This is a genomic window from Streptomyces candidus (genome assembly GCF_014207445.1).
Classification (GTDB): Bacteria; Actinomycetota; Actinomycetes; order Streptomycetales; family Streptomycetaceae; genus Streptomyces; species Streptomyces candidus.
Genome location: NZ_JACHEM010000006.1, coordinates 149,587 through 165,827, shown reverse-complemented (window position 1 = coordinate 165,827; position 16,241 = coordinate 149,587). Strand labels below are relative to the sequence as shown.

Genomic DNA, 16,241 nt, shown 5'->3' with positions numbered 1-16,241 from the left:
CCTCGTACGTTGCGCCCCGTTCAGATCCCCGGCTGCCGCATCTTCTCCACCGCCGGTGCCGAGACGCCGGGCGAGGTGCCGTTCCCCAGCCCCCGGGACGGCCCCTGACACCCCTGTGCCGCGGCGATTCCCAGGGCGACCAGCAGCGTCACCACCACGAACACCACCAACCTCTGCCGCAGCAGCCGGGGGTTCGCCGGTCGCAGCCTGCCCCCCGAGGTCGGGCGCGCCCCCGGCCGGGTGCCCTTGCGGGCAGCCGACGAACGGGTGGTGTTGCGCGCCCCGGAAGGCGCTCCGCTGCGGGCGGACGACGCTCCGGTACGGGAGGGACCGCCGCGTGCCGCCTGCGGGGCGGATCCCCGCGCCTCGTGCGAGGACGCGTGCCCCTCCGCCCGCGGTTCACCGGGGCGCCGGGGCTGGGTGGTGCGCTGGGTCCGCTGGTCGACGTACCCGTCGTTCTCCGCGCCGCGCTGGGCGGGCGGACGCTTGTCGGAACCGCCCCCCTGGGCCTCGCGTGCCGCGATCTCCTTGAGTCGCATCGACAGCTGGAGCGTGCTGGGACGTTCCTCCTGGTCCTTGGCGAGGCAGGCCCGCACCAGCGGGGCCAGCGCGTCCGGCACCCCGCCCAGCAGCGGCTCCTCGTGCACGACCCGGTACAGCATGACCTCGGAGCTGCCCTGCCCGAACGGCGAGTCGGCGGTCGCCGCGTACGCCAGCGTCGCCCCCAGCGCGAACACGTCCGTCGCCGGGGTGACGGTTGCGCCCCGCACCTGCTCGGGAGCCAGGAACCCCGGGGAGCCGACCGCCGTGCCCACGTGGGTCAGCGTGCTCGCCCCGGTCGCCCACGCGATTCCGAAGTCGATGATCCGCGGGCCCTTGGGGGAGAGGAGGATGTTGGACGGCTTGAGGTCCCGGTGCACCACGCCCGCCTCGTGGACCGCCACCAGGCCCTCCGCGAGCGCGGCTCCGATCGAGGCGACCTCCGCCGCGATCAGCGGACCCTCCTCGGCCACCCGGTCGTGGAGCGAGGGCCCGGGCACGTACTGCGTCGCGAACCACGGCCGCTCCGCGTCCAGGTCGGCGGCCACCAGGCGGGCCGTGCAACCGCCCCTGATCCGCCGTGCCGCCGACACCTCGCGCGCGAAGCGTGACCTGAACTCCTGATCCTCCGCCAGGTCCGGCCGGATCACCTTGAGCGCGACCCGCTGGCCCCGCCGGTCGGAGCCCAGGTACACGACGCCCATGCCGCCCGCGCCCAGCCGTCGGTGAATCCTGAACGAGCCGACGACACGCGGGTCCTCGCGCCGGAGCCGCATCATCGCCATGTCCGTCCCCTACCTCCGGTGGGGCCTCCCCCACCCCACTGCTGACCGGTCCGTTCGACGTGGCCCAGCTTACGTACCCGCGGCGCGGTGTGCTCATAGGCCACACCCGCTCGAAGCGACGCGTTGCCGGCGCCGGGCGGGAAACGTGAAGGACGGTCAGGGACAGCACGCTCCGGCCTCCCTGACACGTGCTCATTCCCAACGGGCCGACGCAGCAGGGCCTTTGGATCACCGCAGGGCCGTCGGGTCGGGAGAGAGGCGGACGCCCGGGGCACCACCCGGACGCACGAAAGCGTGGCCGACAGGGCCGACCGGAGGGCCTGGACGGCGGTGCGCAGAGCGGCGGCCGAAGTGAGTGAAGTCACCCTGTCCCGTACCCGAACGGCCTCGAACGGCGCCCCGCCGGGGAGCGGCCCCCGGGACCCCGCCCCGGCTACCCGCCGTGCGACCCCTCCGGGAAGTCCCCCAGCCCTCCAGCCGCCTCTCCACCCAGGGGAGTACACCGTCACCCGGTGGCTCATCCTCGGGGAGGCCGGGCAATAGGTACGAGGGCATGACGACCGGGCGCGCACCCGCCCCTAATCTTGAAATCAAGCGGTGGGTGCAGCACTCGTCCCCCGAGGTCAGACACCCACCGCTTACCAGACGACAGGAGAGGGACCATGGCGGACACGGCATCGAGGACGATGATCCGCACGCACGCGATCCGTATCCACGGGCGCCGTGCGCTCGCGGTGTTCGGCGGACGCAACTCCGGGCCGCGCCACCCACTGGTGGCGACGGCCATGGTCCTCCCCCTGGCGGCCCTGCTCCTCTTCCTCTTCGGAGGATGGGAAGCGGTGGTCACGCAAGCGTCGTCCGTGGGCGTGGTGCTGGGGCGCTGAGCGGCGCCGCCGGCCCGGAAGAGCGGTCCGGACCGGAACAGCACCAGGCCCCTCAGCCCCGTGGGGACGGGGGTGCGGCGGACGGCTGAGTTTGCCCGGACAGCTGGGGAGCTGTCCGGGCAAACGTGCGTCCGAAGCCCACCCGCGTCCGAGCCCGCGCACGACTGCGGTCCGCGCACGAGGGAGGCCCGCGCACGACCGCGGCCCGCGCACGAGGCAGGCGCACACGACCGGGGCACGCATACGAACCGGAGCGCACGAACGACGAAGCCCCCGGCCGAGAACGGCCGGGGGCTCAACTGCGGTGCGCGATACTGGGATTGAACCAGTGACCTCTTCCGTGTCAGGGAAGCGCTCTCCCGCTGAGCTAATCGCGCGGGACGGTCCATACGAACCGGATCTTGCCTCTTACTGCGTGCGCGATACTGGGATTGAACCAGTGACCTCTTCCGTGTCAGGGAAGCGCTCTCCCGCTGAGCTAATCGCGCGGGTCGATCCATGCGGACCGGATCTGTTCAGTTGTTCTGCGTGCGCGATACTGGGATTGAACCAGTGACCTCTTCCGTGTCAGGGAAGCGCTCTCCCGCTGAGCTAATCGCGCTTGGAGGTGGAGACGGGATTTGAACCCGTGTAGACGGCTTTGCAGGCCGTTGCCTCGCCTCTCGGCCACTCCACCAGGAGTGTGCAGCAAGGGTACCGGGAAGATTCCCCCACTATCGAGCGGACGACGAGATTCGAACTCGCGACATCCACCTTGGCAAGGTGGTGCTCTACCAGCTGAGCTACGTCCGCTTGTCTGTTCCGCTCCACTTGCGTGCCGCGGCGACGTGTTGAACTCTAGCGGATTCCTGGGCCAGTACAAAAACGCGTTTGTGCAGCGTGCTGCGCTGTCCTCGGCGCCCACGCGTGCCCAGGTGGCGGCGCTGTCCCCGCCATAGACTCGACGGTGTGTCCGACCTCCCCTCCCTGGCCCGCTTCGGCGGCCTGCTCGCCTCCGATCTGCGCGACGTGACCAGCGATCCCGCGGCCCTCGACTCCGCCGGCTTCTGGGCCGTCGCCGCCGACTTCGAGGGCCGCCTCGTCTGCGCACGCTTCGGCGACGTCCGAAGGCAGCCGGTGCCCGCCCCCGTCCCCGGCGCCTGGCGGGGGCCCGCCGCCGGCGACTGGACGTCCTCGCTGGACCGCGCCGCGTACACGGCAGGGGTACGCCGCATCCGTGAGCACATCGCGCGGGGCGAGGTCTACCAGGCCAACCTCTGCCGCGTGCTGAGCGCTCCCGTGGACCGTGCCGCCGACGTCGACGCCCTCACCGCGCTCCTGGCCCGCGGCAACCCCGCTCCGTACGCAGGAACGATCCGGCTGCCCGCGCACGGCGTGGAGATAGCCACCGCTTCCCCCGAGCTGTACCTGCGCCGCGCGGGACGCACCGTCGAGTCGGGGCCCATCAAGGGCACCGGGAGGACGGCCGAGGACCTCCTCGACAAGGACCACGCCGAGAACGTGATGATCGTGGACCTGGTCCGCAACGACCTCGGCCGCGTCGCCGTCACCGGCTCCGTGACCGTCCCGGAGCTGTGCGCCGTCGAGCAGCACCCCGGCCTGGTCCACCTCGTTTCCACCGTGCGCGCCGAACTGGCCCCCGGCGCCGGCTGGGCCGGCCTCCTCGCGGCGACCTTCCCGCCCGGCTCCGTCACCGGCGCCCCGAAGCCGAGCGCACTGAAGATCATCGAAGCGCTGGAGGCCTCCCCGCGCGGCCCGTACTGCGGAGGCATCGGCTGGGTGGACGCCGACCGGGGTACGGGGGAGCTGGCCGTCGGCATCCGCACGTTCTGGATCGACCGCACGGCGGCGGGCGGCCCCGTCCTGCGCTTCGGCACGGGAGCGGGCATCACCTGGGGCTCCGACCCCGAGCGGGAATGGGCGGAGACCGAACTGAAGGCGTCCCGGCTGCTCGCGGTAGCGTCGGGCGCCTACGAAGCGACAGTGAGAGAGAGGGCCGTGTCATGAAGCTCTGGGTCAACGGGGAACTGCTCGACGCCGACGCGGCCCGGGTCTCCGTCCTCGACCACGGAATCACCGTGGGCGACGGCGTCTTCGAGACGATGAAGGCCGTGCACGGACGGGCCTTCGCCGTCACCCGCCACCTCGACCGGCTCACCTCCTCGGCCCGCGGCCTCGGCCTCCCGGCGCCCGACCTCGACGAGGTGCGCCACGCCTGCGCCACCGTGCTCGACGCCAACCCGATGCCGTTGGGCCGCCTGCGGATCACCTACACCGGTGGGGTCTCTCCGCTCGGCTCGGACCGCGGCGACGCCGCCCCCACCCTGATCGTCGGCCTCGGCGAGACCACCCGCCGCCCCGACTCCACCGCCGTCGTCACCGTCCCCTGGACGCGCAACGAGCGCGGCGCGCTCACCGGACTGAAGACCACCTCGTACGCCGAGAACGTCGTGGCGCTCGCCCGGGCACGCGAACACGGCGCCACCGAAGCCCTGTTCGCAAACACGGTGGGACAGCTCTGCGAAGGCACCGGCTCCAACGTCTTCGTCGTCCTCGACGGAGAACTCCTCACCCCGCCCGTCGCCTCCGGCTGCCTGGCCGGAATCACCCGGGCGCTCACCGTCGAGTGGACCGGCGCCCGGGAGAGGGAGCTGCCACTGGACGTGCTGGAGCGGGCCGACGAGGTCTTCCTGACCTCCACCCTGCGCGACGTGCAGGCGGTCCACCGGGTGGACGGGTGCGACCTGCCCGCCGTGCCGGGGCCCGTCACGGCGAAGGCCATGCGCGTCTTCGACGAGCGCTCCGGGGACGACCTGGACCCCTAGGACCGGCCCCGCGGGACCCGTCGCGGCCCGCGCGCATGATGACGGGAGGGTCCGGGGCGGGTACAACTCCCTTGATGACAACGACTCTGCGGCCGACCGCGCCGCTCCGGACCAGCGCCGACGGCGCGCGCTCGCGCACGTACGAAGTGTGCGTGAACAGCCGTCCCGTCGGCACCGCCGAGATCGAGACCGTGTCCGACTTCGGGAACCGGGCGGGCCGGATCCGCTCGCTGCGGATCGATGAGGCGGACCGCCGCCGGGGGCGCGGCACGGTCGCCGCCCTCGCCGCCGAGGAGGTGCTGCGCGGCTGGGGCTGCGACCATGTCACCGTCTCCGTGCCGGCGGACGCCGGGCCCGCGCTGCGCATGGTGACCGCCCTCGGGTACGTCGAACGCAGCCGCAACATGGCCAAGGACCTGCCGACGGAGCCGCCCGCCCTCCCCGCGCACGTCTCGGCCCGCCCGATGACCCAGCGGGAGTACGAGGCCTGGCGACGCCATTCCGCCGAGACGTACGCACAGAGCTGGATCGACCAGGGCGTGACGCCCGAGCAGGCGCGGGCCAAGGCGGAGGCGAGCCACCGCACGTTCCTGCCCGAGGGGCTCGCCACCCCGCACACCTGGATCAACCACCTGGTCCACGACGGCGCACCGGTCGGCTTTCTGTGGGTCGGCCGGCACGAGGTCGAACCCGGCGTGCCGGTCGCCTTCGTGTACGACGTCGAGGTCGCCGAGGAACAGCGCGGCAGGGGGTACGGGCGCGCGCTGATGACGTTCGCCGAACGCGTCGCCCTGCGGGCCGGCGAGAGCCGGATCGCCCTGCACGTCTTCACCGGGAACACCCCGGCGCTGCGGCTGTACGAGTCGCTGGGCTACCGCACCACGCACCTCAACAGCTACAAGCAGCTGCTCTAGCGGCGCGCGCTCCCGTGCCTCAGCCCTGTGCGGCGAGAAGGCGGTCGGCGATCTCCTCGATGCGCGCCCGCAGGCCGCTCTGGTCCTTGCTGCCGTCGAGGAGCTGCCCGCCGATCTCGTACGTCGGCGTGCCCGTCACCTTGATCGCCCTGCCCTCCGCCTGGTCGGCGTCCACGATCAGCAGGTGCCGGCCGTCGATCAGGGCGGTGTCGAACTCCTCGACGTCCAGGCCCAGTTCACGCGCCACGTCCAGCAGCAGCGGCTGTCCGCGCTCGCCCAGTTCCGCGGTACGGCCGAGCACGGCCTCCACGTACGCCCAGCCGTTGCCCTGCTGGAACGCCTCCTCGGCGGCCTGCGCCGCGTCGTAGGCGTGACGGTGCTTCTCCAGCGGGAAGTGCCGCAGTCGCACGTCCAGCCTGTCGCCGTAGCGGGCGCGCAGTGCGGCGAGGTCGGTGAGGGCCGTGTGGCAGTCGGGGCACTGGAGCTCGCACCAGACGTCCAGGACGACGGGGGAGACGGGGGAGGGGTTGCTCATGGGGCCAGTCTCCCAGTCGTAGGCGCGCGGCCCCAACCGGGACCTGGGGAGGAGCCGGACCCCGGAGTTCTCCCTGAGACGGGGGCCGGGGATGGCCGGGCCGGGGGTGGGGGGTGCAGGATGGGAGGGAACCGCACTTCCCACCGCTGGAGGACCGATGCTGCTGGTAGAGACCGTCTGCTCCGCGGTGTCCGCGGCCGGCCTGGGCATCGCCGCCATCACCGCGTACCGGAAGCGCTTCCTCACCGCGACGCGGCTGGCCGCCTACTCGCTGATCCCGGTCGGCCTGGTGATGATCGGGGCGGTGGGCTGGCTGTCCGACATCGTCTTCAAGCCGATGGTCTGGGCGGGCTTCGGCGTGCTCGGCCTCGCCTGGCTGCTGTTCGTGACGACCCGGGCCGTCGAACGGCGTACCGGCGGCGCCCGCAAGGAACGCAGGGCCGCGAAGGCCGCCCGGCGCGAGGTGGTCGCCCCGGGGGCCTCGGCACCCTCGCTGGGGCGCGGACGCACCGCGGCGGAGCCCGCCGCGGCGTCGGCCCCCGCTCCCGCACAGCCGAAAAAGGCCCAGCCGGACGAGGACTTCTCCGACATCGAGGCCATTCTGAAAAAGCACGGCATCTGAGCGCCGCGTTCCGCCGTCCGTACCCCGAAAGCCTGGGGACTCGGACAGCCAAACGATTGTGCATTTGCACGGAATTCGGCGAACTACGCCCGACAGTGGGCGTGTTGGTCATTCCGTACCACCGGACTGCGTCATCATCAGCCGGAGATGCTGCAGACCTCCTCGGACGAAGTCCCGGTGCCCGCCCCCGCCGAAGAAGCGCGCGGGTGCCTCTTCGCGCTTTCCCAGCCGCCCCTGATGATCTTCCTCGGGCTGATCGGCACGCTGCTCATGATGGGAGCGATCCATGACCTGTACCTGGACTGACACGGCCCGGGGCGACAGGGGCCGGATCCCTGTGGTCACGGCCGGCGGGTCCCGGCCGGGTGCTCAGCCCGAGGCTTCCTTGCGCCGGGCCCGGTACGCCGCCACGTGCAACCGGTTCCCGCAGGTACGGCTGTCGCAGTAACGGCGCGAACGGTTCCGGGACAGGTCGACGAACGCGTGCCGGCAGTCCGGCGCCTCGCAGCGCCGCAGCCGCTCCTGCTCGCCCGAGGTCACGATGAACGCCAGCGCCATCCCGCAGTCCGCGGCCAGATGCTCCGCCATGGAGGCGCCGGGCGCGAAGTAGTGCACGTGCCAGTCGAAGCCGTCGTGGTTGGTGAGGCGGGGCGTGGTTCCGGCGGCGGCCACCAGCCGGTTGATCAGTTCGGCCGCGGCCTCGGCGTCGGGTGCCGCGAACACGTCCGCGAAGCGCGCCCGTACGGCCCGTACGGCCCGCAGATCGGCCTCGCCGAGCGTGCCCACGTCGCTCACGTCGTGGATCCGTGCGAAGGCGCTCAGCGCTTCGACGTCCGCGAGACGGTCGTGGGGCTCGCTCTCCGGCGCCGTGTTCACCAGATCGACGACGACATCGAGGGCTTTCCGGGTGTCGTGGGGGATCAGCACGCTTTCGCTCCCTGGCCTGCTGCGGGCCGGTGCCCGCGCTGCTGGCCGACTCTAGCCCCTGGTGGTCACGGGACTTCGGACCGTGTCCGCCGGGCGCCGGGGCGCCCGGTCGCGGAACGCGCAACGGCGCCGTCGCCGCGGTGGTTTCCGCGACGACGGCGCCGTTGACGGGCTTATGAAGTTGTCCCTATGGGGGTGTCCGTCCCGCGCCGTCGCCCCGAGTCGGACGGCGATGAACGACTCTCGACCTGGCTCAGTTCTCCGCCAGGATGTGAGAGAGCTCCGTGTCGAGGTCGAAGTGCCGGTGTTCAGTGCCGGGTGGCACTGCGGCATCCGTCCTCTTCAGGAACGACTCAAGCGCCCGCGCCGGGGCTTCGAGCAGGGCCTCGCCCTCCGGTGAGCTCAGGGCGATGCAGACAACGCCCTGACCGTGGCTCCGGGACGGCCAGACTCGGACGTCGCCGGTTCCGGTGGGCCGGTGCAGGCCCTCGGCGAGGAGATCGCGGGCGAAGACCCACTCGACCGTTTCCTCGGCTCCGGTGTGGAAGGTGGCATGCACGGCATAGGGATCGGCCGTGTCGTACCGCAGGCCCGCGGGTACAGGCAGTGATGACTCGCTCGACACAACGAGGCGCAGGTGCAGCTCGCAGCTGACCGTGGTGTTCATAAGCGCCAGGGCCTTTCGCTCAGTGTGCGCTCGGGGATTCGCACGTCGGCGAATTCGACATGCCACCTACAGTGCCGTTGTAAACCCTTATGAGTGTTTTGAGTCTCTTGATGTCGCTCGTACGGCCGAGTCGGGGGTTGACCCTTGCGGCTATTCCGGTGAAGGGCCGCGCTCGGGTAAGTTGGCGCCCATGAACGCGGAGAGTGACGGACGGGACGAGGTTGTCGCCACGACGACGGCCGACCCCGCCACGGGGGGCGCAGACGACGAGCGAGAGCTCGGATCGCGGGCGCCGCAGTACATCCAGGCACGCAGAACGCTCCACCTCAGCTGGCAGGTCGGTGTCTTCGTCGTCGGCCTCGCGGTGGTGATCACGGGCATCATCATGCTGCCGCTGCCGGGGCCCGGCTGGGTCGTGATCTTCGGCGGCATGGCGATCTGGGCGACCGAGTTCGTGTGGGCGCAGCTGGTGCTGCGCTGGACGAAGCGCAAGCTCACCGAGGCCGCGCAGCGGGCACTCGACCCCAAGGTGCGCCGACGGAACCTCATCCTGACCACGGTCGGGGTCGTGATCGTCGCCGTCCTGCTGGGGATCTACCTCTGGAAGTTCGGCCTCGTGATGCCGTGGAAGATCACCGAGTGAGTGCCGGGCGATGACCTCGCGGCGACCGGAAAAGTGGTCGGGGGCACGCGCTGACATGCGGTAATGTTCTGCGTGTGCCCGGGCGATTAGCTCAGTGGGAGAGCACTTCGTTCACACCGAAGGGGTCACTGGTTCGAACCCAGTATCGCCCACCCGGGATCAGAGGCCCGAGAGACTGCGACAGTCTCTCGGGCCTCTGTCGTTCCCCGGGATCCGCGGGGTGCGGCGGACGCCCTCACCCGAGGCGGGTCAGCCGCTCCCGCAGCCTGCGGGCCTCATGCAGCCGCCGCTCGTACGTCGCTCCGACGGCGAGCAGGAACAGTCCGGCCAGCGCCGGGGGCAGCCAGCGCGGCAGCACGCCCACCACCTGGACGACGTACGGGGCCAGCTCGTGCAGCGCGACCAGGGACAGGACCACGGAGCCGAGCAGCAGCGGCGCGCCGAGCCGGTACCGGGCGCCCAGCAGCGTCACCACGAGCGACGCGCAGCCCAGCAGGAGCGGCCGCGGCCAGTACGGGTCCGCCCAGACGGCGACCAGGCTCGGCAGCAGCGTCACGGCCAGCCCCGCGCCGTACGCCGTCCAGGACGACGTCCCGGGTGCGCCGCGGCGGCGCAGGTGACCGGCGGCGAGCGCCAGGACGGTCACGGGCAGCGTGTAGGCCTCGGGCTCCTCGACCTGCCAGGCCGCCAGCCGCACCCAGGCGGCCAGCAGGAACAGCACCGCGGCCGCCCAGCCCGCGTGCCGGCGGTCGGGGCGCGCGGCGGTACCGGCGACGATCGCCGCGCACAGACCGAGGACCGTGGCCAGTGCCGGGAGGTCTCCCACGACGAGGCCGACGGCGAGGAGCGCGGCCCCGGCGGCGGCGATCTCGGCGGGGAGAACCGTGGAACCCGGGAGACGCGGGACGAGAGCCGCGAGCAGGGCGACAGAGACGGGAACCGTGAGGACCAGCGCGGCGGCCTGCAGCGGCGTCGCGTCGAGGACCGCGGCGGACGCGCCGGCGAGACCGGTGGCACAGCCGACGGCGGCGACCGCGCCCACCACCCGCAGGACCGGAGCCGGGCCGCGCGCGCCGAGGACGCCGAAGACGGCCAGCAGCGCACCGAGGACCCCGAACGTGGAGCTCCGCGAAGCGAGCGCGAGGCAGGACACCGCGCCGGCGGCGACCAGCCCGGCGGCGAGGGCGGAGTGCGCCGCGGCGGTGCGGGAGCGCGCGGACGGCGAGCCCGCCGGTGCCGTCGACGCGACGGCCGGGGAGGCCGGGGACGCGAAGGCAGCCGGGAGGGTGGGCGGGAAGGCGCGGGCTGCCAGGAGCAGGGCGGCGGTCGCCGTGGCGACGTGGAGGGCCAGTGCGGCGACGTACGGGAGGTTCAGGGCGGCCGGGACCAGGAGGAGGGCGGCGCTGCCCGTCAGGACCGCACCGGCGGCCGCGGCGGGGTGCGGCGACCTGCGGTGAACGGCGACGAATACCGAGGCGACGGTGAGCAGGACCAACGGAGCCGTCGACATCGTCTGCCAGGGCACGTCCGAGCCGCTGCCGACCGTCTCGCGGACCGTCGCGGGCAGGCCGTGCCACGGAGCGACGGCTCGGGACAGCGGGCCCGCGAGCACCGACAGCGCCAGCGCGGGCAGCGTCGTCAGGACCGCCCCGCCGCCGACGGCCGCGGCCGCCCCGCGCAGGCCGTGCCGGACGGCACGGGGAAGGCGCGGACCGGGTACGGACGCCGACACCAGCACCGCCAGCGCGCACAGCAGGTACGCGGGGACCACCCACGCGACGGGCAGCGCCGGGCGTACCGCTCCGGCCGTCGCGGCGACGAGTGCCAGTCCCGCCACCACGGCGGTCGCGGTCTGCGGGCGGCGCAGGGAGACCGCCAGGGCGAGAGCGGCACCCGCCAGGAGGATCCCGGAGGGCCGGACGGCCTCGGCGGTGGTCGACGAGGCCACGGAGAACGCGAGGCCTGCCAGGAGGGCGAGGCCGCCCGTGGCCCAGGCGCAGAACGCGGCGAGGGCGCCCACGGGGGCGAGGGAGTGGCCGGACCCGGCGGCACGGGGTGTGTGCGGCCCGGCGTCCGGGAGCGCGGCGCCGGGCGTCAGCGGCGCGCTGGATCCGGACCTACCGGACGTGCCGGCGGGCGACCCGGGACCGGTGGACGCGTTGGCGGGAACGGCAGGGTCGGCTGCGGGGCCGGTTGAGGCGGAAGTGCCCGCCGGGGAGGTGCTGTCCGTGGAGGCGGCGGCGGGGCGGGCGCCGGACGCGGACCCGGTGGCAGCGGCCGGGCGGCGCAGCAGCCGGACGGCCACGGCGGCGTTCAGGGCGGCGGTGGCCAGCAGGGCCCAGAGGAACGGGAGTTCGGTCGTGGAGTGGGTGGCGGCCCAGAGGGGGAGGGGAAGCTGGGCGGCGAGGAGAGCCGCCGGGAGCGGACTGCGCAGGCGCGGCAGGAGGAGACCGTACGCGGCCCAGAGCGGGGCGAGGACGGCCGCGGCGAGCGCCGTGTACGCCGTGCCGTCGACCGCCGGGAAGGCGACCTCGTACAGCGCATAGGCGTCCAGGGTGGTCAGGATCAGGCCCACCACGCCCACCGATTCGGCGGTGGCGGTCAGGCCGCGCCGTACCAGAAGTGCGGGGGCCGCCAGTGCGCCGAGCGTCACCACGGCCAGGACGGCGGCCCGGCCCGCGATGCCCAACTGACCCCAGCCGACCAGCGTGAAGGCCAGGGCCGCGACCGCGAGCAGGATCCCGCCGAGGGTCAACAGCACGTTCTGCGCACCGGGGGCGGACGAGGCGGAAGGAACCGCAGCCGGTTGCCACGAGGGGTGCGGCGGGGTGACCCGCGGGCCCAGGACGGTCAGCAGCCAGGCGCGGCGGAGCAGCAACTGGTGTCTGCGAGCGTCGAGTCGGGCCAGCTCGCCGTCGATGACGACCAGCTCTTCGGCCGGGGCGAGTGGTGGAGTGTCGCTCATGAGAGGCAGTCTGGGGGCGGGGGACGCGGCCCGGGATGGGCGTGCGTACTCAAAGCCGTACTCAGGGTGGGGATGAGTACCGGCGTGTACAGGCAGACTTGGCTCATGGACTGGTGCCACTACCGCTTCCGCAGCATCTGGGAACTGCCCGCCCCGCCCTCCGTCGTCTACGCAGCCCTGGAACGCGCCGAGGACTATCCGCGCTGGTGGCCACAGGTGCGCGAGCTGGCCGCCGAGGACGGGCGGAGCGGAACCGCGCGCTTCCGGTCCTTCCTCCCGTACGACCTGGTGGTCGACGCGCGCGAGCGACGGCGCGACCCGGACGCCGGAGTCCTGGAGATCGGCATGACCGGGGACCTGGACGGCTGGATGCGCTGGACGGTCCGGCCGCACGGCACGGCCGGCACCCGGGTGTTCTACGAGCAGGTGGTGGACGTGCGCAAGCCGCTGCTGCGGTACTTGGCGGTCCCCGGACGGCCGGTCTTCCGCGCCAACCACGCGTGGATGATGCGGTCCGGCCGGCGCGGGCTGGCCGCCGCGCTCGCGGGCCCGTGCCCCGCGGACTGACACGGCGGGTTTGAACCACACGCGAAAAGCCCTGTATGGTTCAACCCGTTCCCGGGCGATTAGCTCAGTGGGAGAGCACTTCGTTCACACCGAAGGGGTCACTGGTTCGAACCCAGTATCGCCCACCCCGGGAAAAGCCGGTCCGTCACCGACGGACCGGCTTTTCCGTGCCCGGATCGCGCGCACGGCGGTGCCGTCGGGTGTACCTGGCACCACCTTCGTCCGGGGGCGGGGACCCTCGTCCCTGACCCGGGAACTCCTTAGCGTGGTCGGCGTACGGAAATCCGTACGTGACGCGAGCGAGGGGAACCGTCCCGATGGACACCATGGTCAAAGCGATGCTGTGGATGCTGCTGGCCGTCGCCGTGGCCGCCAACGTCCTCCTCGGACTCGGGTCGGTGGGGGACGGCGCCCTGCGGATCGTGCTCAGTGCGCTGACCGGGGCCGTAGCCCTGGCGGCGGTGACCGGCCTGGTGGTCGTGCGACGGGCGGCCAGGACCTCCTGAGGACCTCGGCCACGGGTACGCGCGGCGGTGCTGCCCGTGCTCAGGCGGCCTGGGCCCGCAGCTCCGGGCGCAGCGGCCAGGCCGGATCGACTGCCTCGTCCGAGCCGTTGCGGGCGAACCACGCCTGGAGACCGCGTGCCTGCGCCGCGTGCCACACCGCTTGCAGCGTGTGCAGTTCGGCGGGGGACAGGTGCGCCAGGCGGGCCGGGAAACGCTTGCCCACCGCCCGTACGAGCTGCAGCGAAGCCGTCGCGTCGGCCACCGCGTCGTGCGCCCCGTCCAGCTCCACGCCGTAGTGCGCGCACAGGTCGGTGAGGGTGCGACGGCCCTTGCGGTACCGGTCCAGGTGTTTGTCCAGCACCCTCGGGTCGACGACGTGCAGCGGCCTGGCCTCCAGGTAGCGGGAGAGCGACGAGGCGCGGTGCCGCCTCAACTCCCGGTCCAGCATGGTCAGATCGAACGGCGCGTTCATGATGACCAGCGGCCGGTGCGCCGCGCACTGCTCGGCGAGCGCCCGCGCGACCTCCTCCATCACCGGTGCCGGCCAACGCCCGTAGCGCTGCAGGTGCTCGTCGGTCAGGCCGTGCACCTCCGTGGCCCCGGCCGGCACCGGGACGCCCGGGTTGACCAGCCAGCGGGTGGCCCGGAACCGTCCTCCCGCCGCGTCCTGCACCACGAGGGCCGCCGACACTATTCGGTCGCCCTCCACGTCCACGCCCGTGGTCTCCGTGTCGAAGGCCGCCAACGGTCCTTCGTACCAGCACGTCATAGGTCCCCACTCCTCTTGCTCGAAACGGCAGATGGCGTGCTTCACGGAACGTCCGGTGCGCTTTCTGCCCGAAGCGGTGATACCCGGGCCGTTTACGGCATAAGCCGTACGGAGACAACACAAGGGACAGCCGCGGAAGTTGACGGCCCGTCGAGCACTTCGCACAGCAACCGACCGACACAGCCGCAGAGCAACTGATCGGCACAGCCCGGAAGGCACACGTCAGCCATGGCGCTCGCCCAGCCCGAACCGGGCGGGCTGCTGCCCCAACGGTCCTCCCCACCCGATCCACCGGACCGTCCGCTGCGGGGCGCACTCGCCACCACCGCCTGCATGGAGACACTCCAGGTGGGCTATCTCCACGCCGTCGCGGCAGCCGCCGGCTGCTCGCTCTCCCAGCCCTTCCCGGACAACGGCATCGACTGGCACGTCAGCCACGGTTCCCCCGCGCACACCATCGACGACGAGATCACGATCAAGGTGCAGCTCAAGTGCACCTACCAGGTCGCCCCGCGCCCGCCGGGCTCCGCGTTCTCCTTCACCCTCGACAACGACCACCTGGTGAAACTGGCCCGCACTCCCGTGGCGGTGCACAAGATCCTGGTGGTCATGCTGGTTCCCAGGAGCCGCGACGACTGGCTGCGCGCCGACCACGACCGGCTCGGCCTGCGGCACTGCTGCTACTGGCTCAACCTGGCCGGACACCCGGTGACCGGCAGGCACCGGACCAATGTGCGGGTACCCACCGCGCGGATCTTCGACGACCGAGCCCTCTGCGAGATCATGACCCGCGTCGGCGCGGGAGGGAGGCCCTGATGCACCGGTACCGGCCCATCGACGAGTCCGGACGGGAGCACCCGAGCGAGATCCCGGGCAGCTGGGGCGGCGGGGGACCCCAGACGGACCAGGTGGACCCGGCGGTCCTGGGCGCGCTGCTCGCCAGGCACGGGTGGCGGCGGCGCGGGGGTGCGGCCGGGCGGTACGCACGGTGGACGCCGCCGGGGAGCGGCGGAACCAGCCTCCTGGTACCGGAATCACGGGCGTTCCCCGACAGCGAGGACCTGCTGGGGGAGGCGCTGGGAGCGCTGGAACGGTGCCCGGCGCCGTCGGCGCGCGAAGTGCTGGTCCAGCTCGCGGTGCCGAGCGACGAGGTGCGGTGGTGGCGGGACGTGCCCGAAGCGGTGACGGGCGCGGCGGCCTGGCCCGCCGAGGAGCAGCTGCGGTCGGCGGCCCGGCGGATGCTCCTCGCGGCGGCCCTCGCGGCGCGCGGACGGGCCGGGTACTACGGCGGACGGCACCGGCGGCAGGCCCGGTCGGCGCTGGACGGCGTGCTCGTGGGCACCGGGGCCGGTGGACGCAGGCTGACTGCTTTCGTGCCGGTGGCAGGTGGGCGGAGCACCGTCGTGCGGCTGCACCATGCCCTGCACGCGGCCCGGGAAGCCGTCGACTACCGGCGGGCCACGGGCGGCATGGAGGCCTTCGACACGGCGGTCGAGGCCGGGGTGAGTCATGAACTGGCCGCAGCGGTGGTGGCGTTGGTGCAGGGGACCGAGGGGGCGCGGATCGCGCTCGACTGGGCCCCGTCGACCGGCGCGCCGCCCGGGTGCGCGGTGCGGCCGGAGACGGTGGAGTTCTCCCCCGGGGACCTGCCCGCGCTGCGGGAGGCGGCGGAGAGGTACCTGCGGGAGGAGCCGGCGGTGCCGGTGCGGATCACCGGCGCTGTCGTACGGATGCGCAGGTCGGCGCCGCGCGGCGGGGGAACGGTGCGGCTGCGGGTCCTGACGGGGGCGGAGGTGCCGTACGTACGGATGACGCTGGGAGAGGAGGCGTACCGGATCGCGGGCCACGCCCATCTGGTGGGCCTGCCGATCCGGGTCGGGGGACGGCTGGAGCGCAGGGGCGGCTTCCGGCGGCTGACGGGGGCGTGGGGGGTGGTGCCCGTACAGGTCGACGAAGCGGAACGGGACCGGCTGATGAAGGCGCTGCACGAGAACCTGGACTTCTTCGAGGAGGCGTGCAGCGGGGAGGAGTGAGGGGGAGTGCCGGGGGAGGCCTTAACCGTTTCGCGTGCGGGGCCGGTCGCTCGGTACGA

General features: G+C 72.8%; 17 protein-coding genes and 7 tRNA genes. 13 read left to right on the top strand and 11 right to left on the bottom strand.

Going from position 1 to position 16,241, the window contains the following annotated elements; all coding sequences use genetic code 11:
• Positions 1-20: 20 nt before the first annotated feature.
• Complete coding sequence (locus HNQ79_RS13860) at positions 21-1,325, bottom strand: serine/threonine-protein kinase (RefSeq protein ID WP_185030690.1); 1,305 nt, start codon at positions 1,323-1,325, stop codon at positions 21-23.
• Between the two features lie 662 nt (positions 1,326-1,987).
• Between HNQ79_RS13860 and HNQ79_RS13855 the strand changes: the two genes are divergently transcribed.
• The gene (locus HNQ79_RS13855) at positions 1,988-2,209 is read left to right on the top strand and encodes a hypothetical protein (protein WP_185030688.1); all 222 of its coding nucleotides are present in this window, start codon (positions 1,988-1,990) and stop codon (positions 2,207-2,209) included.
• 305 nt (positions 2,210-2,514) lie between these two features.
• Here HNQ79_RS13855 and HNQ79_RS13850 read toward each other — a convergent pair.
• The 5 genes from HNQ79_RS13850 to HNQ79_RS13830 all read right to left on the bottom strand — a co-directional run bounded on the left by HNQ79_RS13850 (position 2,515) and on the right by HNQ79_RS13830 (position 3,001).
• Positions 2,515-2,586: transfer RNA gene (locus tag HNQ79_RS13850), tRNA-Val, on the bottom strand.
• Positions 2,587-2,625: 39 nt separating this feature from the next.
• Positions 2,626-2,697, bottom strand: a tRNA-Val gene (locus HNQ79_RS13845).
• Between the two features lie 41 nt (positions 2,698-2,738).
• Positions 2,739-2,810 (bottom strand) — tRNA-Val (locus HNQ79_RS13840).
• A gap of 1 nt (position 2,811) precedes the next feature.
• Positions 2,812-2,885, bottom strand: a tRNA-Cys gene (locus HNQ79_RS13835).
• A gap of 43 nt (positions 2,886-2,928) precedes the next feature.
• Positions 2,929-3,001: transfer RNA gene (locus tag HNQ79_RS13830), tRNA-Gly, on the bottom strand.
• A gap of 156 nt (positions 3,002-3,157) precedes the next feature.
• On the opposite strand from HNQ79_RS13830, the gene HNQ79_RS13825 reads away from it, so the two are divergent.
• From HNQ79_RS13825 to HNQ79_RS13815, 3 genes are all read left to right on the top strand, one after another.
• The gene (locus HNQ79_RS13825) at positions 3,158-4,216 is read left to right on the top strand and encodes a chorismate-binding protein (protein ID WP_185030686.1); all 1,059 of its coding nucleotides are present in this window, start codon (positions 3,158-3,160) and stop codon (positions 4,214-4,216) included.
• A complete protein-coding gene (locus tag HNQ79_RS13820; RefSeq protein WP_185030683.1) occupies positions 4,213-5,034 on the top strand; it encodes an aminotransferase class IV in 822 nt (273 codons plus the stop codon). The genes HNQ79_RS13825 and HNQ79_RS13820 overlap by 4 nt, the downstream gene beginning before the upstream one ends.
• A gap of 74 nt (positions 5,035-5,108) precedes the next feature.
• Entirely contained in the window at positions 5,109-5,948 is an 840-nt protein-coding gene (locus HNQ79_RS13815) for a GNAT family N-acetyltransferase (RefSeq protein ID WP_185030679.1), read from the top strand.
• A gap of 19 nt (positions 5,949-5,967) precedes the next feature.
• Here the strand turns inward: HNQ79_RS13815 and HNQ79_RS13810 are convergent, their stop codons facing one another.
• Positions 5,968-6,483 carry a DsbA family protein gene (locus tag HNQ79_RS13810; RefSeq protein WP_185030677.1) on the bottom strand — a complete coding sequence of 172 codons (516 nt, stop codon included), beginning with the start codon at positions 6,481-6,483 and terminating at the stop codon, positions 5,968-5,970.
• Between the two features lie 160 nt (positions 6,484-6,643).
• Here HNQ79_RS13810 and HNQ79_RS13805 point away from each other — a divergent pair, with 160 nt between their 5' ends.
• Complete coding sequence (locus HNQ79_RS13805) at positions 6,644-7,105, top strand: hypothetical protein (protein ID WP_185031112.1); 462 nt, start codon at positions 6,644-6,646, stop codon at positions 7,103-7,105.
• Positions 7,106-7,252: 147 nt separating this feature from the next.
• On the top strand, positions 7,253-7,411 hold the full coding sequence (locus HNQ79_RS13800; RefSeq protein WP_185030675.1) for a hypothetical protein: 159 nt from the start codon (positions 7,253-7,255) through the stop codon (positions 7,409-7,411).
• Between the two features lie 63 nt (positions 7,412-7,474).
• Here HNQ79_RS13800 and HNQ79_RS13795 read toward each other — a convergent pair whose 3' ends face one another.
• Together HNQ79_RS13795 and HNQ79_RS13790 are read right to left on the bottom strand one after the other, a co-directional pair.
• On the bottom strand, positions 7,475-8,032 hold the full coding sequence (locus HNQ79_RS13795; RefSeq protein ID WP_185030673.1) for a CGNR zinc finger domain-containing protein: 558 nt from the start codon (positions 8,030-8,032) through the stop codon (positions 7,475-7,477).
• A gap of 253 nt (positions 8,033-8,285) precedes the next feature.
• A complete protein-coding gene (locus HNQ79_RS13790; RefSeq protein WP_003987206.1) occupies positions 8,286-8,699 on the bottom strand; it encodes an SsgA family sporulation/cell division regulator in 414 nt (137 codons plus the stop codon).
• Positions 8,700-8,889: 190 nt separating this feature from the next.
• On the opposite strand from HNQ79_RS13790, the gene HNQ79_RS13785 reads away from it, so the two are divergent.
• Positions 8,890-9,342: a TIGR02611 family protein gene (locus HNQ79_RS13785; protein ID WP_185030671.1), complete on the top strand. Its 453-nt coding sequence runs from the start codon at positions 8,890-8,892 to the stop codon at positions 9,340-9,342.
• Positions 9,343-9,422: 80 nt separating this feature from the next.
• Positions 9,423-9,494, top strand: a tRNA-Val gene (locus HNQ79_RS13780).
• Between the two features lie 83 nt (positions 9,495-9,577).
• On the opposite strand, the gene HNQ79_RS13775 is transcribed toward HNQ79_RS13780, so the two are convergent.
• Positions 9,578-12,307 carry an SCO7613 C-terminal domain-containing membrane protein gene (locus HNQ79_RS13775; protein WP_185030669.1) on the bottom strand — a complete coding sequence of 910 codons (2,730 nt, stop codon included), beginning with the start codon at positions 12,305-12,307 and terminating at the stop codon, positions 9,578-9,580.
• 105 nt (positions 12,308-12,412) lie between these two features.
• Here HNQ79_RS13775 and HNQ79_RS13770 point away from each other — a divergent pair, with 105 nt between their 5' ends.
• The 3 genes from HNQ79_RS13770 to HNQ79_RS13760 all read left to right on the top strand — a co-directional run bounded on the left by HNQ79_RS13770 (position 12,413) and on the right by HNQ79_RS13760 (position 13,380).
• Positions 12,413-12,874, top strand: a complete 462-nt coding sequence (locus HNQ79_RS13770) for an SRPBCC family protein (protein WP_185031110.1) — start codon at positions 12,413-12,415, stop codon at positions 12,872-12,874.
• A gap of 53 nt (positions 12,875-12,927) precedes the next feature.
• A tRNA-Val gene (locus HNQ79_RS13765) sits at positions 12,928-12,999 on the top strand.
• A gap of 192 nt (positions 13,000-13,191) precedes the next feature.
• Complete coding sequence (locus HNQ79_RS13760; protein WP_221507686.1) at positions 13,192-13,380, top strand: hypothetical protein; 189 nt, start codon at positions 13,192-13,194, stop codon at positions 13,378-13,380.
• A 40-nt stretch (positions 13,381-13,420) separates the two neighbouring features.
• Here the strand turns inward: HNQ79_RS13760 and HNQ79_RS13755 are convergent, their stop codons facing one another.
• Positions 13,421-14,149, bottom strand: coding sequence for a 3'-5' exonuclease (locus tag HNQ79_RS13755; protein ID WP_185030665.1), 729 nt, complete (start codon positions 14,147-14,149; stop codon positions 13,421-13,423).
• A gap of 228 nt (positions 14,150-14,377) precedes the next feature.
• On the opposite strand from HNQ79_RS13755, the gene HNQ79_RS13750 reads away from it, so the two are divergent.
• Positions 14,378-14,965 carry a DUF4365 domain-containing protein gene (locus HNQ79_RS13750; RefSeq protein ID WP_185030663.1) on the top strand — a complete coding sequence of 196 codons (588 nt, stop codon included), beginning with the start codon at positions 14,378-14,380 and terminating at the stop codon, positions 14,963-14,965.
• On the top strand, positions 14,965-16,182 hold the full coding sequence (locus HNQ79_RS13745; RefSeq protein WP_185030661.1) for a hypothetical protein: 1,218 nt from the start codon (positions 14,965-14,967) through the stop codon (positions 16,180-16,182). Before HNQ79_RS13750 ends, HNQ79_RS13745 begins: the two co-directional genes overlap by 1 nt.
• Positions 16,183-16,241: the final 59 nt, after the last annotated feature.